The sequence below is a fragment of the Streptomyces sp. NPDC111656 genome (assembly GCF_055656965.1).
Window position 1 is genome coordinate 79,654 of record NZ_JBVKCA010000005.1, and the last position, 13,402, is coordinate 93,055.

12 protein-coding genes are annotated in these 13,402 nt (G+C 72.4%); 7 read left to right on the forward strand and 5 right to left on the reverse strand.

All coding sequences use genetic code 11. The features are described from left to right. Positions 1–10 precede the first annotated feature (10 nt). Genes cobM through cobC form a run of 6 tightly spaced genes read left to right on the forward strand, consistent with a single transcriptional unit; the run spans position 11 to position 6,394 of the window. Positions 11–835 carry a precorrin-4 C(11)-methyltransferase gene (gene cobM / locus ACZ7M3_RS16620; protein WP_351540329.1) on the forward strand — a complete coding sequence of 275 codons (825 nt, stop codon included), beginning with the start codon at positions 11–13 and terminating at the stop codon, positions 833–835. After that, on the forward strand, positions 832–2,082 hold the full coding sequence (gene cbiE, locus ACZ7M3_RS16625; protein ID WP_472063994.1) for a precorrin-6y C5,15-methyltransferase (decarboxylating) subunit CbiE: 1,251 nt from the start codon (positions 832–834) through the stop codon (positions 2,080–2,082). Before cobM ends, cbiE begins: the two co-directional genes overlap by 4 nt. Then, entirely contained in the window at positions 2,079–3,785 is a 1,707-nt protein-coding gene (gene cobJ, locus ACZ7M3_RS16630) for a precorrin-3B C(17)-methyltransferase (RefSeq protein ID WP_472063996.1), read from the forward strand. The genes cbiE and cobJ overlap by 4 nt, the downstream gene beginning before the upstream one ends. After that, positions 3,782–4,393, forward strand: coding sequence for a precorrin-8X methylmutase (locus ACZ7M3_RS16635; RefSeq protein ID WP_472063998.1), 612 nt, complete (start codon positions 3,782–3,784; stop codon positions 4,391–4,393). Before cobJ ends, ACZ7M3_RS16635 begins: the two co-directional genes overlap by 4 nt. Next, positions 4,390–5,325 (forward strand): sirohydrochlorin chelatase, encoded by a 936-nt coding sequence (locus tag ACZ7M3_RS16640; RefSeq protein ID WP_472064000.1) that lies wholly within the window; start codon positions 4,390–4,392, stop codon positions 5,323–5,325. Before ACZ7M3_RS16635 ends, ACZ7M3_RS16640 begins: the two co-directional genes overlap by 4 nt. Then, positions 5,315–6,394 (forward strand): Rv2231c family pyridoxal phosphate-dependent protein CobC, encoded by a 1,080-nt coding sequence (gene cobC, locus ACZ7M3_RS16645; RefSeq protein WP_472064002.1) that lies wholly within the window; start codon positions 5,315–5,317, stop codon positions 6,392–6,394. Before ACZ7M3_RS16640 ends, cobC begins: the two co-directional genes overlap by 11 nt. 278 nt (positions 6,395–6,672) lie before the next feature. On the opposite strand, the gene ACZ7M3_RS16650 is transcribed toward cobC, so the two are convergent. The 5 genes from ACZ7M3_RS16650 to ACZ7M3_RS16670 form a co-directional block, all read right to left on the reverse strand. Next, positions 6,673–7,587 carry an SCO1860 family LAETG-anchored protein gene (locus ACZ7M3_RS16650; RefSeq protein ID WP_472064004.1) on the reverse strand — a complete coding sequence of 305 codons (915 nt, stop codon included), beginning with the start codon at positions 7,585–7,587 and terminating at the stop codon, positions 6,673–6,675. Positions 7,588–8,006: 419 nt separating this feature from the next. Further along, positions 8,007–9,095 (reverse strand): amidohydrolase family protein, encoded by a 1,089-nt coding sequence (locus ACZ7M3_RS16655; protein WP_452981552.1) that lies wholly within the window; start codon positions 9,093–9,095, stop codon positions 8,007–8,009. A 35-nt stretch (positions 9,096–9,130) separates the two neighbouring features. Further along, the gene (locus ACZ7M3_RS16660; RefSeq protein WP_472064006.1) at positions 9,131–9,952 is read right to left on the reverse strand and encodes an amino acid ABC transporter ATP-binding protein; all 822 of its coding nucleotides are present in this window, start codon (positions 9,950–9,952) and stop codon (positions 9,131–9,133) included. Then, positions 9,949–10,782, reverse strand: a complete 834-nt coding sequence (locus ACZ7M3_RS16665) for an amino acid ABC transporter permease (RefSeq protein WP_067364855.1) — start codon at positions 10,780–10,782, stop codon at positions 9,949–9,951. Before ACZ7M3_RS16665 ends, ACZ7M3_RS16660 begins: the two co-directional genes overlap by 4 nt. Beyond that, the gene (locus ACZ7M3_RS16670; RefSeq protein ID WP_472064008.1) at positions 10,779–11,627 is read right to left on the reverse strand and encodes a transporter substrate-binding domain-containing protein; all 849 of its coding nucleotides are present in this window, start codon (positions 11,625–11,627) and stop codon (positions 10,779–10,781) included. The genes ACZ7M3_RS16665 and ACZ7M3_RS16670 overlap by 4 nt, the downstream gene beginning before the upstream one ends. 236 nt (positions 11,628–11,863) lie before the next feature. Between ACZ7M3_RS16670 and ACZ7M3_RS16675 the strand changes: the two genes are divergently transcribed. Continuing rightward, complete coding sequence (locus ACZ7M3_RS16675) at positions 11,864–12,964, forward strand: pyridoxal-phosphate-dependent aminotransferase family protein (protein WP_472064568.1); 1,101 nt, start codon at positions 11,864–11,866, stop codon at positions 12,962–12,964. Positions 12,965–13,402 lie beyond the last annotated feature (438 nt).

The following is a 13,402-nucleotide window of genomic DNA, read 5'->3' on the forward strand; positions in this document are numbered from 1 at the left end:
ACCGATTCCCATGGCCGATGCCCCCACCGGCAAGGTGACCATCGTCGGGGCAGGGCCCGGCGCCGCCGACCTGCTGACGTTCCGCGCCGCGCGCGCCATCGCCGAGGCCGACGTCGTGATCTGGGCGGCCAGCCTGGTGCAGGCCGAGGTCCTCGAGCACGCGCGCGAGGGGGCGGAGATCCTGGACTCGGCGACGATGTCCCTGGAGGACGTCGTGGCCGTGTACGAGCGGGCGGCGGCCGACGGGCTGAAGGTGGCCCGCATCCACTCCGGCGACCCGGCCCTGTGGGGCGGTACGCAGGAGCAGCTGGACCGGTGTGCGGACATCGGCGTCGAGACCGAGATCATTCCCGGCGTCTCCTCCTTCTCCGCCGTGGCCGCGCTCGCCCAGCGCGAGCTGACGATCCCCGAGGTCGCGCAGTCCGTGATCCTCACCCGGCTCGGCGGCGGCAAGACGCCCATGCCGCCCGGCGAGGAGGTGCGGGAGTTCGCGCGGCACGGCACGACCATGGCGCTGTTCCTGTCGGCCGCCCGCAGCGGACAGCTCGTACGAGAGCTGCTGGAGGGCGGCTATCCGACGTCCACGCCGGTCGTCGTCGCCTACCAGGCGACCTGGCCGGAGGAACTGATCGTGAAGTGCACCATCGAGACGCTGGAGGAGACCGTCAAGGAGCACAAACTCTGGAAGCACACCCTCTTCCTGGTCGGCCCCGCCCTCGACGCGAGCGGCACCCGCTCGCACCTCTACCACCCCGGTCACTTCCACGGCTTCCGCAGGGCCGATCCGCAGGCGCGCGCGGAGCTGCGCGCGGCCCGCAAGGGCAGTCCCTCGTGATCACCGTCTTCGGTACGGGGACGGGGGCACCCCTTTCCACGGACGCCTCGGACGCGCTGGCCGAGGCCGGGCTCGTCGTGGGCGCCCGCCGCCATCTGGCGGCCGCGCGGCTGCCGGACGCGGTGGAACGGATCGTCCTCGGGCCGCTCGCGCCCGCCCTCGACGCGATCGAGGGATGCCTGGAAAAGGAGCGGCACGTCGTCGTGCTCGCCTCCGGTGACCCCGGGTTCTTCGGGATCGTGCGGGCGCTGGCCGAGCGGTTCGGGGCCGAGCGGCTGGACGTGCGGCCCGGTGTCTCGTCCGTCGCGACCGCCTTCGCGCGGCTCGCACTGCCCTGGGACGACGCGGTGGTGGTGAGCGCCCACGGGCGCGCGCTGCGCACGGCCGTCCAGGTCTGCCGCTCCCACCCGAAGGTGGCGGTGCTGACCGGCCCCGGCTCCGGGCCCGCCGAACTGGGCGCCGCCCTCGCCCACCACTGCGCCGGGCGCGTCCTCGTCGTGGCGAGCGCCCTCGGCGACCCCGCACACGAGCGTGTCGAGCGGGTCACCCCGGCACAGGCCGCGGGCCGTGACTGGGGTACGGCGGTGAGTGTCGTCCTGTGCCTCGACGAGCCGCGGGCCCTCGCCCCCGTGCGGACGGTCGCCGGTCCCGCGGCCGGACCCGACCGGTGGGCCCTGGACGAGCGCGAGTTCGCCCACCGCGACTCGATGATCAGCAAGTTCGAGGTGCGGGCGCTGGCGCTGGCCCGGCTCGGGCCGCGCCTGGGCGAGCTGGTCTGGGACGTCGGCGCGGGCTCCGGGTCCGTCGCCGTCGAGTGCGCGCGGTTCGGGGCCGCCGTCACCGCGATCGAGACGACACCGGACGGCTGCGACCGGATCCTCGCCAACGCCGAGGCGCACGGCGTCGACGTCCGGGTGGTGCACGGGGCGGCGCCGACCGTGCTGTCCGACCTGGACGATCCGGACGCCGTGTTCATCGGCGGCGGGGGGCGCGAGCTGCCCGCCATCGTGACCGTCTGCGCACGGCGGGCCCGGCGGGCCGTCGTCGTCGCCATGGCCGCGCTCGACCGGGTGCCGGCGGCCCGGGAGGCGCTCACCGCCGCCGGGTTCGACTGCGACGGCGTACTGCTGCAGTCCTCCCGGCTCGCGCCGCTGCCGGGGAACGTCACCCGGCTCGCGGCCACCAACCCCGTTTTTCTGCTGTGGGGCGTCCGGCCTCCGGCGCGTACCGAAGGAGTCCTCCAGTGATCGGCCTGATTTCCGCCACGGCGGCGGGCGCGGCGGCCCGTGACCGGCTGGCCGCGGCCTGGCCCACCCGTACGCGGGTGTACGACGGGTCCGTCGGAGCCGAGTCCGTCGGGGACGCCGTGCGGCGGGCCTTCGCGGAGTGCGACCAGTTGGTGTGCTTCCTCGCCACGGGCGCGGTGGTGCGGCTGATCGCGCCGCTGCTGGGCGACAAGACGTCCGACCCGGGGGTCGTGTGCGTGGACGAGGGCGGCCGGTACGCCGTGTCGCTCGTCGGCGGTCACGGCGGCGGCGCCAATGAACTCGCCCGCGAGGTGGGCGAGTTGCTCGGGGCCGAGCCGGTGGTGACGACGGCGACGGACGCGGTCGGAATGCCGGGACTCGACACGCTCGGCTTCCCCGTGGAGGGGGAGGTCGCCGCGGTCACCCGGGCGCTGCTCGACGGCGAACCCGTCGCCCTGCGCGCCGACTTGGCGTGGCCGTTGCCGCCCCTGCCGGTCGCGACGGAGGGCGCCTACGGCATTCGGGTCACCGACCGGGCCGTGGCGCCCGGCGAGCGCGAGGTGCTGCTGCGTCCGCCCTCCCTCGTGGTGGGGGTCGGGGCGTCCAAGGGCGCTCCGGTGGCGGAGATCCTCGGCCTCGTCGAGGACGTACTCCGTGACGCCGGGCTGTCCGCGAAGTCCGTCGCGGAGCTGGCCACGGTCGACGCCAAGGCCGAGGAGCCCGGCATCGTCGAGGCCGCCGGACGGCTCGGCGTGCCCGTGGTGACGTACACCGCCGAGGAGTTGGCGGCGGTGGACGTGCCGAACCCCTCGGACGCACCGCTCACCGCTGTCGGCACCCCGTCCGTGGCGGAGGCCGCCGCCCTCGTGGGCGGCGGTGAACTCCTCGTACCCAAGCGGAAGTCGACGCGTGCGGACGGGCGGCCCGCGATGGCCACCTGTGCCGTCGTGCGCCGCGTGGCGCGCGGGCGGCTCGCGGTGGTCGGGCTCGGGCCCGGCGCCCGTGACCTGCTCACGCCGCGGGCGAAGGAGGAGCTGCGGCGGGCGTCCGTGCTCGTCGGGCTCGACCAGTACGTCGACCAGATCCGCGATCTGCTGCGGCCCGGCACCCGGATCCTGGAGTCCGGGCTCGGCGCCGAGGAGGAGCGGGCGCGCACCGCGGTCGCCGAGGCACGGCGCGGGCAGGCCGTCGCGCTGATCGGCAGCGGGGACGCGGGCGTGTACGCGATGGCGTCACCGGCGCTGGCCGAGGCGTCCGACGACATCGACGTGGTGGGGGTGCCGGGCGTGACCGCGGCGCTCGCGGCCGGGGCGATCCTGGGCGCGCCGCTGGGCCACGACCACGTGTCGATCAGCCTCTCCGACCTGCACACGCCGTGGGAGGTCATCGAGCGCCGGGTGCGGGCCGCCGCGGCGGCGGACATCGTCGTGACCTTCTACAACCCGCGAAGCCGGGGCCGCGACTGGCAGCTCCCGAAGGCGCTCGCGATCCTCGCCGAGCACCGGGAGCCGACGACGCCGGTCGGGGTCGTCCGCAACGCCTCCCGGCCGGACGAGTCGAGCCGGGTGACGTCGCTGGGGTCCCTGGATCCGGCGATCGTCGACATGATGACCGTCGTGACCGTGGGCAACACGGCGACGCGGGAGGTCGCGGGGCGCATGGTGACGCCCCGCGGCTACCGCTGGCAGGAGGACCCCAAATGAGCCTAGTGAGCCAGGTGTTCCCGGAGAACCGGGTCGTGCACCCCATCGAGCAGGAGTCCTTCCGGCGGCTGCGTGCCCGTCTGGACACCTCGCACTTCCCGCCGCTGACGCGGGCGGTCGTGGAGCGGGTCATCCACTCCGCGGCCGACCTCGACTACGCGGACGACCTCGTCACCGGCGAGGGCGCCCTGGCGAAGGCGCACGCGGCGCTGCACGCCGGGGCGCCGGTCGTGGTGGACGTGGAGATGGTCGCGGCGGGCATCACGCGCCGCGACACCGTCTGCCGCCTCAAGGACGCCAAGTCCGGCCCGGGGCTGACCCGTTCGGCCCACGCGATCCGGCTCGCGTACGAGGACGTCGGGCCCGGCGCGCTCTGGGTGATCGGCTGTGCGCCGACCGCCCTGGAGGAGCTGCTGACCCTCGACGCCGACCCGGCGCTCGTCATCGGTCTGCCCGTCGGCTTCGTCGGCGCTGCCGAGTCCAAGGCCGCGCTGCGCGACAGCGGACTGCCCGCCGTCAGCAACGTGTCCGAGAAGGGCGGCTCGGCGGTCGCCGCCGCCGCGCTCAACGCCCTGCTGTACCACCCCGCAACCAAGGAGTTCTCGTGACCACCCCGCCCCCCGCCCTGCTCATCGCCGGACACGGCACCCGGGACGCGGCCGGAGCCGAGGCCTTCCGCGATTTCGTACGGCAGTTGGGGCACCGTCACCCCGAACTGCCCGTCGCCGGAGGGTTCATCGAACTGTCGCCGCCGCCGCTGGGTGACGCCGTGACCGAACTGGTCGAGCAGGGGGTACGCCGGTTCGCCGCCGTGCCGCTCATGCTGGTGTCCGCCGGGCACGCCAAGGGGGACATCCCGGCGGCGCTGGCCCGCGAGAAGGAGCGGCACCCCGGGATCTCGTACACCTACGGGCGTCCGCTGGGCCCGCACCCGTCGCTGCTCGCGGTGCTCGAGCGGCGGCTGGACGAGGCGCTCGGCGGCACGGTCCGTACGCCGGAGGACCGGTCCGACGTCACCGTGCTGCTCGTCGGGCGCGGCTCCACCGACCCGGACGCCAACGCCGAGGTGCACAAGGCGGCGCGGCTGCTGTGGGAGGGGCGCGGGTACGCGGGCGTCGAGACGGCGTTCGTGTCGCTGGCGGCGCCGGACGTCCCGTCGGGCCTGGACCGCTGTGTGAAACTGGGCGCGCGCAGGATCGTCGTACTCCCCTACTTCCTCTTCACGGGCATCCTCCCGGACCGGGTGCGGCAGCAGACCGAGGGCTGGGCGGCCGCGCACCCGGACGTCGAGGTGCGGTCGGCCGCGGTCATCGGCCCCGAGCCGGAGCTGCTCGACCTGGTCATGGAGCGGTACCGGGAGGCCGTCAAGGGCGACCTGCGGATGAACTGCGACTCCTGCGTCTACCGCATCGCGCTGCCCGGCTTCGAGGACAAGGTGGGCCTCCCCCAGCAGCCGCACTTCCACCCGGACGACGACGGGCACCACCACGACGGACATCACCACGGGCACCACCACGGCGGGCACGCGCATGCGCACTGAGGGCGCGTACGGGGGCGACGCGCACGATCTGCGGCACCACGGGGACGCCGAGGTGCGGGACGATGGCTCGGCACTCACCGATCTCGCCGTGAACGTCCGTGCGGACACGCCTCCGGCGTGGTTGCGCGAGCACGTCGCCGCGTCGCTGAACGGCCTCGCGGCCTACCCGGACGGGCGGGCCGCGCGCGCCGCGGTGGCGGCGCGGCACGGGGTGCCGGTGGAGCGGGTGCTCCTGACGGCGGGCGCGGCGGAGGCGTTCGTACTTCTGGCCCGTGCCCTGAAGGTTCGTCAGCCGGTCGTGGTCCACCCGCAGTTCACGGAACCGGAGGCGGCGCTGCGGGACGCCGGCCACACGGTCGACCGGGTGCTGTTGCGTGAGTCGGACGGCTTTCGGCTGGACCCCGCGGCCGTGCCCGAGGACGCGGACCTCGTCGTGATCGGCAACCCGACCAATCCGACGTCCGTGCTGCACCCGGCGGCCTCGATCGCCGCGCTCGCGCGGCCCGGGCGGACGTTGGTGGTCGACGAGGCGTTCATGGACGCGGTGCCGGGTGAGCGGGAGGCGCTGGCCGGGCGGACGGACATCCCCGGGCTTGTCGTGCTGCGCAGCCTCACGAAGACGTGGGGGCTGGCGGGGTTGCGGATCGGGTACGTCCTGGCCGCGCCCGACACGGTCCGCGAGCTGGCCCGTGCGCAGCCGCTCTGGCCCGTCTCCACGCCCGCCCTCGCGGCGGCCGAGGTGTGCGTGTCGCCGCGGGCGCTCGCCGAGGCCGCCCACGCGGCTCGGCGGATCGCCTCCGACCGGGCCCATCTCGTCGCGGGGCTCCGGGAGTTCGAGCCCGACGGGTTGCGGGTCGTCGAACCCGCCGAGGGTCCGTTCGTGCTGATTCGGTTGCCTCGGGCGGTGGTGGTGCGGCGTCAGTTGCGGGGGCTGGGGTTCGCGGTGCGGCGTGGGGACACGTTTCCGGGGCTGGGGGACGACTGGCTCCGCCTGGCCGTACGCGACCGGGCCACCGTCAATGGATTCCTCCAAGCGTTGGATCGGGCGATGGTGGTCGCTGGGCGATGAGGGACGGGTGTGGCAAGGACCTCTCTCGCCCCCGCCGCCCCTACCCGCCCCATCCTCAACCTGGGGGCTCCGCCCCCAGACCCCCGGGTGGGTTCTTCGACTGCGGGTGGTGGGGGCTGGTCGCGCAGTTCCCCGCGCCCCTGAAGGCGCGCTGCGCGCATCTTCAGCCCGTCCGGCGTTTGAGGACGAGGCCGTTCAGGCCGATCGGGGGTTTGGGGGCGGAGCCCCCAAGTAGGGATGGGACGGGTAGGGGCGGCGGGGGCGAGAACAGGTCGGGGTCAGGAGCGGCGACGGCGCCCCAGGGCGACGGCCGCCCCGCCCGCCGCCAGGAGCACGACCGCCGCACCCACCACGAACGGAGTGGTCGACGTGCCGCCGGTCTCCGCGAGGCCCGACTCCGCCGGTGCCCCCTGGGGCTTGATGTCAGGGGCGGAAACTGAGGCAGGGGCAGAGACAGGCGCCGCAGCCGGGGTCTCGCAGGTGACGGACCCCAAGGTCAGGGTGCCTTCCACATCCGCCACGTTCAGCTTCAACGGGTTGACGGAGACCTTGAGTTCGAGCGCGGACGCGGCCGCCGTACGGGACGTGGTCCGCGTCCTGGAGAAGTCGATCCGGACCTCACCGACCCCCGGCACCTTCACCTCCGTCGGGCCGCCCACCGTCAACGTCACCTTCTTGCCGAGGACGGTCACCCCGCCCAGGAGGGTGGCGGAAGCCACGGGTTTGCGACCCGCCTCACAGGTCGCCTTCGAGGTCACCTGCCCTACCTCGATGAGGGACAGCAATGGCAGCCCGGGGACATGGATCCGCGCATGGGTGAGGTTCGTGGACGCCTCGGCCCCCGACGCGGACACCGTCGCCTTCGCGGAGGCGACATCCGCCCGCAACACACTGAACGGCTGCCCACCGTCGACCCCGTCCAGCCTCGCCGTCAGCGCGGTCCGCTCGGCGCTCTGCGGCGCCCGCACCTCGTTGAGGGAGACCGCGAGCGGGACGTTCACGGTCTTGTTGAGCAGGGACACGTCGAGCCCGGTGCGCAGCACGACGGCGCTCGCGCGACCATGGTCGGCGTCGGCGCTCGCGTGCGCGGAACCCGCACCGGCCAGCGCCACCGGGCCGGCGGCGAGGACCGTGGCAGCCGCGGTGGCGGTGAGACGGCGTGCGGGCATGCGGAAGTTGGTGTTGGCGTTCACGGGTGGGACCCCCAGGAGAGAACCGCTTGGGACCCGGCAAGAATTACGCACCGAGAGTGAACAGTCAGCAACCCGACGTGACTTCACTCCAACGTGGGGTTTCCGGGAGTTCGTTCGAATCTCCCGACATCGCTGGGCACGGATGTTCCCCGCCGTCACCCACTCAACAGCCCCGTCCCGAACACGCCGGTCGACGCTCCGGAGCGCGCACGGTGGTGCGTAACGAGGCGCCCGGCGAAAGCGTAACGCTCCGTCAACCGGACGATCTCTCCCCTGCTAGGCCCTGTCGTCACATTCCCGTCTGCCCCGCGACGCCATGCATGCGCCCCCAAGTTCGCGGCTTCGCTCGAGCAGGGGGGACCCCCATGACGCCGCGGGGCCCGCCCTCCGGGCGGACGACGGGAATGTGACGACAGGACCTAGCCCACGACCCGCCCGTCGAGCACCACCCGGCGCGGAGCCGCCAGCACCCGTACGTCCGCGCGCGGATCCCCCTCGTACACCACGAGGTCGGCGGGCGCGCCCTCGTCGAGTCCCGGCCGCCCGAGCCACCGCCGGGCGCCCCAGGTCGTCGCGGACAGCGCCTCGACCGGCGGGATGCCCGCGGTGACGAGTTCGGCGACCTCGCCGGCCACCAGTCCGTGGGCCAGCGAACCGCCCGCGTCGGTGCCGACGTAGACCGGGACTCCGGCGTCGTAGGCGGCGCGCACGGTGTCGTAGCGGCGTTCGTGCAGTGCCCGCATGTGCGCCGACCAGCGCGGGAACTTCGTCTCCCCCCCGGCGGCGAGCTGCGGGAAGGTGGCGATGTTGACGAGCGTGGGGACGATCGCGACCCCTCGGGAGGCGAAGAGGGGGATCGTCTCCTCGGTCAGGCCGGTCGCGTGCTCGACGCAGTCGATGCCTGCCTCGACCAGGTCCCTGAGCGAGTCCTCCGCGAAGCAGTGGGCGGTCACCCGTGCGCCGAGGCGGTGCGCCTCGGCGATCGCCGCCGCGGCGGCCTCACGCGGCCAGCAGGCGCCGAGGTCGCCTGTCTCGCGGTCGATCCAGTCGCCGACCAGTTTCACCCAGCCGTCGCCGCGCCGGGCCTCCTGGGCGACGTACGCGACCAGGTCCTCCGGTTCGATCTCGTGCGCGTAGTTGCGGATGTAGCGGCGGGTGCGGGCGATGTGCCGGCCCGCGCGGATGATCTTCGGGAGGTCCGCGCGGTCGTCGATCCAGCGGGTGTCGGAGGGCGAGCCCGCGTCCCGGATGAGCAGGGTGCCGGCCTCGCGGTCGGTGAGCGCCTGCTTCTCGGAGACGTCGTCGGGGACGGGCCCGTGGGCGTCGAGGCCGACGTGGCAGTGCGCGTCGACGAGACCGGGGAGAGCCCAGCCCTCGACGGTACGGATGTCACGGGCGCCGGGTCGCTCGTACGAGATCCGGCCGCCTACGACCCACAGTTCGTCCCGGACGTCGTCGGGCCCGACGAGCACCCGCCCCTTCACGTGCAGCACCGCGCGATCGCTCATGCACCGCACCTTAATTCGTGCCGCACGGCGAGGTGCTACAGCCCCTTTTCCCTCTCCTCCACGTCCTCCTCGACCTCCGCCATCGCCGGGTCAAGGAGCCGGGACAGGAAGTGGCGGGTGCGCTCGTGGCTCGGGTTGCCGATGACCTGCGCAGGGGCGCCGTCCTCGACGATCACGCCGCCGTCCATGAAGACGACCCGGTCGGCGACCTCGCGCGCGAAACTCATCTCGTGGGTGACGACCATCATCGTCATGCCCTCGTGGGCGAGCCTGCGCATGACGGCGAGCACGTCGCCGACGAGCTCCGGGTCGAGCGCCGAGGTCGGCTCGTCGAAGAGCATCACCTCGGGCCCCATGGCGAGCGCGCGGGCGATCGCGACGCGCTGCTGCTGGCCGCCGGAGAGGGAGGAGGGGTAGGCGTCCGCCTTCTCGGACAGGCCCACCCGCTCCAGGTTCTCGGCGGCGACCTTGGCCGCCTCCTCCTTGTCCCGCTTCAGCACCCGGCGCTGCGGGAGCGTGAGGTTCTCGGTCACCGACAGGTGCGGGAAGAGGTTGAACTGCTGGAAGACCATGCCGATCCGGCGGCGTACGGCGTCGATGTCGACGTCGGGGTGCGTGACCTCGGTACCGCCGACGAAGACCTGCCCCTTGGTGGGTTCCTCCAGGAGGTTCACGCAGCGGAGCAGGGTGGACTTGCCGGAGCCGGAGGGGCCGATGACGCAGACGACCTCGCCCTGTCCGATCCTCAGGTCGATACCGCGCAGGACGTCGTTGTCGCCGAAGGACTTGTGGAGGTCCCGGACGTCGATCTCGGGAGTGCCGGTGCTGGAACTACTGCTGTTGCTGGTGCTGGTCACTTGGTGGCCTCCCCGGCCTTGGCCTCCAGGCGGCGTACGACGAATCCGAGCGGCACGGTGACGAGCAGGTAGCACAGGCCCGCGACCAGGATCGGTGTGGAGTTGGCGGTCTGGCTCGCCAGGTCGCGCCCGAACTTGGTGAGTTCGCGTTCCTCCAGGGTGACCCCGAGGAACAGCACCAGCGAGGAGTCCTTGAAGAGGAGGACGAGCTCGTTGGTGAGCGGCGGGATCACGATGCGGAACGCCTGCGGGATGATGATCGAGACCATGGCCCGCGCGTGCGAGAAGCCCAGCGAGCGGGCCGCCTCCATCTGCCCCTTGGGCACCGCCTGGATGCCCGCGCGGATCGTCTCGGCCATGTACGCGGCCGAGACCAGGCCGAGCGCGAGCGCCACCTTGCCGTACGTACCGCCGGGGATCTCCGTGCCCGGGAACGCCAAGGGCACGGCGACACCCACGAAGACGAAGATCAGCAGGGCGGGCAGGCCGCGGAAGATCTCGATGTAGATACCGGCGAGCCAGCGGTAGGGGCCCACCGGGGACAGCCGCATCAGGGCGATGACCAGGCCGAGCACGAGACCGACGACGAAGCCGGACATCGTGTAGAGCACGGTGTTCTTCAGCGCCAGTGTGATGACGTCCGGGAACATCTGCTTGACCAGGTCCCACTGCGCGAACTGGTTCTTCAGACGTCCCCAGTCCGCCGCGACCGCGAAGGCGATCACGGCGGCGACGAAGACGACGTACTGCGCGCCGCGCGAGAGGGCGCGCTTCTGGCGCCGGGTCAGGCCGGACTTTCGGGGCTGGAGGGTTGCGTCGGCATCGCTCATGAGGCGGACGGGGAGGCGGTGGCCGCGGACGCCGAGTACGGGCCGATCCACTTCTCGTAGAGCTTCTTGTACGTGCCGTCGGCCTTGGCCTGCTTGATCGTCTTGTTGATCTCGGCGAGAAGCTTGGTGTTGCCCTTCTTGACCGTGAAGCCGTACTGCTCACCGGTGTTGAGGTTGTCGACCACCTTGAAGGCGTCGGCGTTGGCCTTGTCCTTCAGCCAGCCCTGGACGACCGGGTAGTCGATGATGACGGCCTGGACCTGGCCGGTGCGCAGGCCGTTCAGGACCGCGTCGGAGGACTCGAAGGAGACCGAGTCGAAGCCCTGCTTCGCCGCGTACTCCTCGCCCGTGGTCTGCGCCTGGGCGCCGAGCTTCTTGCCCTTGGCCTTGACGTCGGCGAGGGAGTTGACGCCGCTCTTCTTGTCGACCAGGACGGCCTGGGTGGCGTCGAAGTACGGGTCGGAGAAGTCGACGTTCTTCTTGCGTTCCGGGGTGATCGTCATGCCGGCCGCGGCGAGGTCGCACTGGCCGGAGTTGAGGAACGCGCCCGTCTTGAAGTTCTCGAAGGGCGTGTCGACGATGGCCTGCTTCACGCCGAGGTCTCCCGCGACCAGGTCGATCAGCGCGACGTCGAAGCCCTGCACCTTGCCGTTGATCTCCGACTGGAACGGCGGGTACGGAAGGTGGGTGCAGGTCGTGACCTGGCCCGCCTTGACCAGGGGAACGCCCTTGGCACTGCTCTGGCCGCCTCCGCCGCCCGAGGAACAGCCGGCCACGAGCAGCAGCCCGGCCGTGGCGGTGGTGGCGGCCAGAATGCGCGTCCGGCGTCCGAGGACCGAGTTCACGGAGACCTCCTGTGGGGGGAATGAAGGATTCCGATTATAAGGAAAGGTTTGACTCACTCAAATCAATCCGATGCCTGTTGCGCCGTTCGGCCTCGGAAGTCATGCCTCACGGGGCCGTCCGGCCCTACGACCTGGGGGTGTGCGCCCGTACGGCCGAGGATCGCCGCGGACGCGACAAGGACGCCGGATACGCTCGGGGCTGCGCATTGGAACCCGTGAGCGAAGAGAGCACCGCCGTGACCCATCCCTTCCTGGACCTCGCCCCGCTGAGCGCCGCACACTTCGCGGCGATCGAGGACCGCGTGGCGCGGCTGCTCTCCACCGAGCAGGACGTCGTGATCATGCAGGGCGAGGCGCTGCTGCCCCTGGAAGGTGCCATTCGCGCCACGGCCGGGCCCGGCACCACCGCGCTCAACGTGATCACCGGGCCGTACGGACAGACCTTCGGGGACTGGCTGCGGGACTGCGGGGCGACGGTGATCGATCTCGCGGTGCCGTTCCACACGGCGGTGACGGCCGCACAGGTACGTGACGCCTTTGCCGAACATCCGGCGATCGACTTCGTCTCGCTGGTGCACGCGGAGGCGGCGACGGGCAACACGAACCCCGTCGCGGAGATCGGCGAGGTGGTGCGTGCGCACGGCGCGCTGTTCTACCTCGACGCCGTCGCCTCGATCGGCGCGGAGCCGGTGCTGCCGGACGCGTGGGGAGTCGACCTGTGCGTGATCGGGGCGCAGAAGGCGATGGGCGGGCCGGCCGGGGTGTCGGCCGTGTCCGTGAGCGAGCGGGCGTGGGCGCGGATGGCCGCCAATCCCGGGGCGCCGCGTCGGTCCTATCTCTCCCTGCTGGACTGGAAGGAGCGGTGGGTCGACGGCGGGCGCAAGACGCTGCTGCACGCGCCGGCGCAGCTGGAGATGCTGGCGCTGGAGGCGTGTGTCGAGCGGATCGAGGCGGAGGGGCTCGACGCGGTGATGCGCCGCCATGCCCTGGCGGCGGCGGCCACGCGGGCGGGGGCGGTCGCTCTCGGGGGCGAGCTGGAGCCGTATGTGTACGAGGCGGGGGACGCGGCGCCGGTCGCCACGACGTTGCGGGCGCCGTCCGGGGTCGATGCGGGGGTGCTGGTCGCGAAGGCGTTGGCCGCGGATCCGGCGTTGCCGTTGGTCGCGGGTGGGGGTGCGCTGGCGAAGGAGATGATCCGGGTGAACCACTACGGTCCCGATGCGACGCCGGGGGTCGTGCATTCCTGCCTCGCGGCGCTGGGGGCGGCGATGGCCGAGTCCGGCCTCACGACCGACCTGGAAGCGGCACGCCGCGCGACGACGAAGGCGTGGTCCTAGCCCCGAACCTGGGGCTCCGCCCCGGACCTCGGGCGGGTGTGTCGGCTGCGGGCGGGTGGGGGCTGGTCGCGCAGTTCCCCGCGCCCCTAAAAGCCACCACCTCGTCCGGCGCGCGAGGACGAGGCCGATGGGGCGCCGAGGCGGAGCCCCGGCGTGTTCTCCCACGGACTTACCTGGGCCTAATCGTGCATCAATTGACGAGGCGCTCGCCATGCTTATTCTTGCATTAACTCGAAGATGAGCTTCCCGCATTCTCCTGCCCGCTTTCCCGGCCGCTAAACGCAAAGATTTCGCGAACGCCAACCGACGTAATTCGGGCACGTCTCGTGGCCATTACGTGTCTGTGACGCACTCCACAACGCGTCCAATTCCTCCCCTAATTTCCGGGCAAACCGTCCCTTTACACCACCCGCAGCACCCTGTGCTCACGGGCGCGTG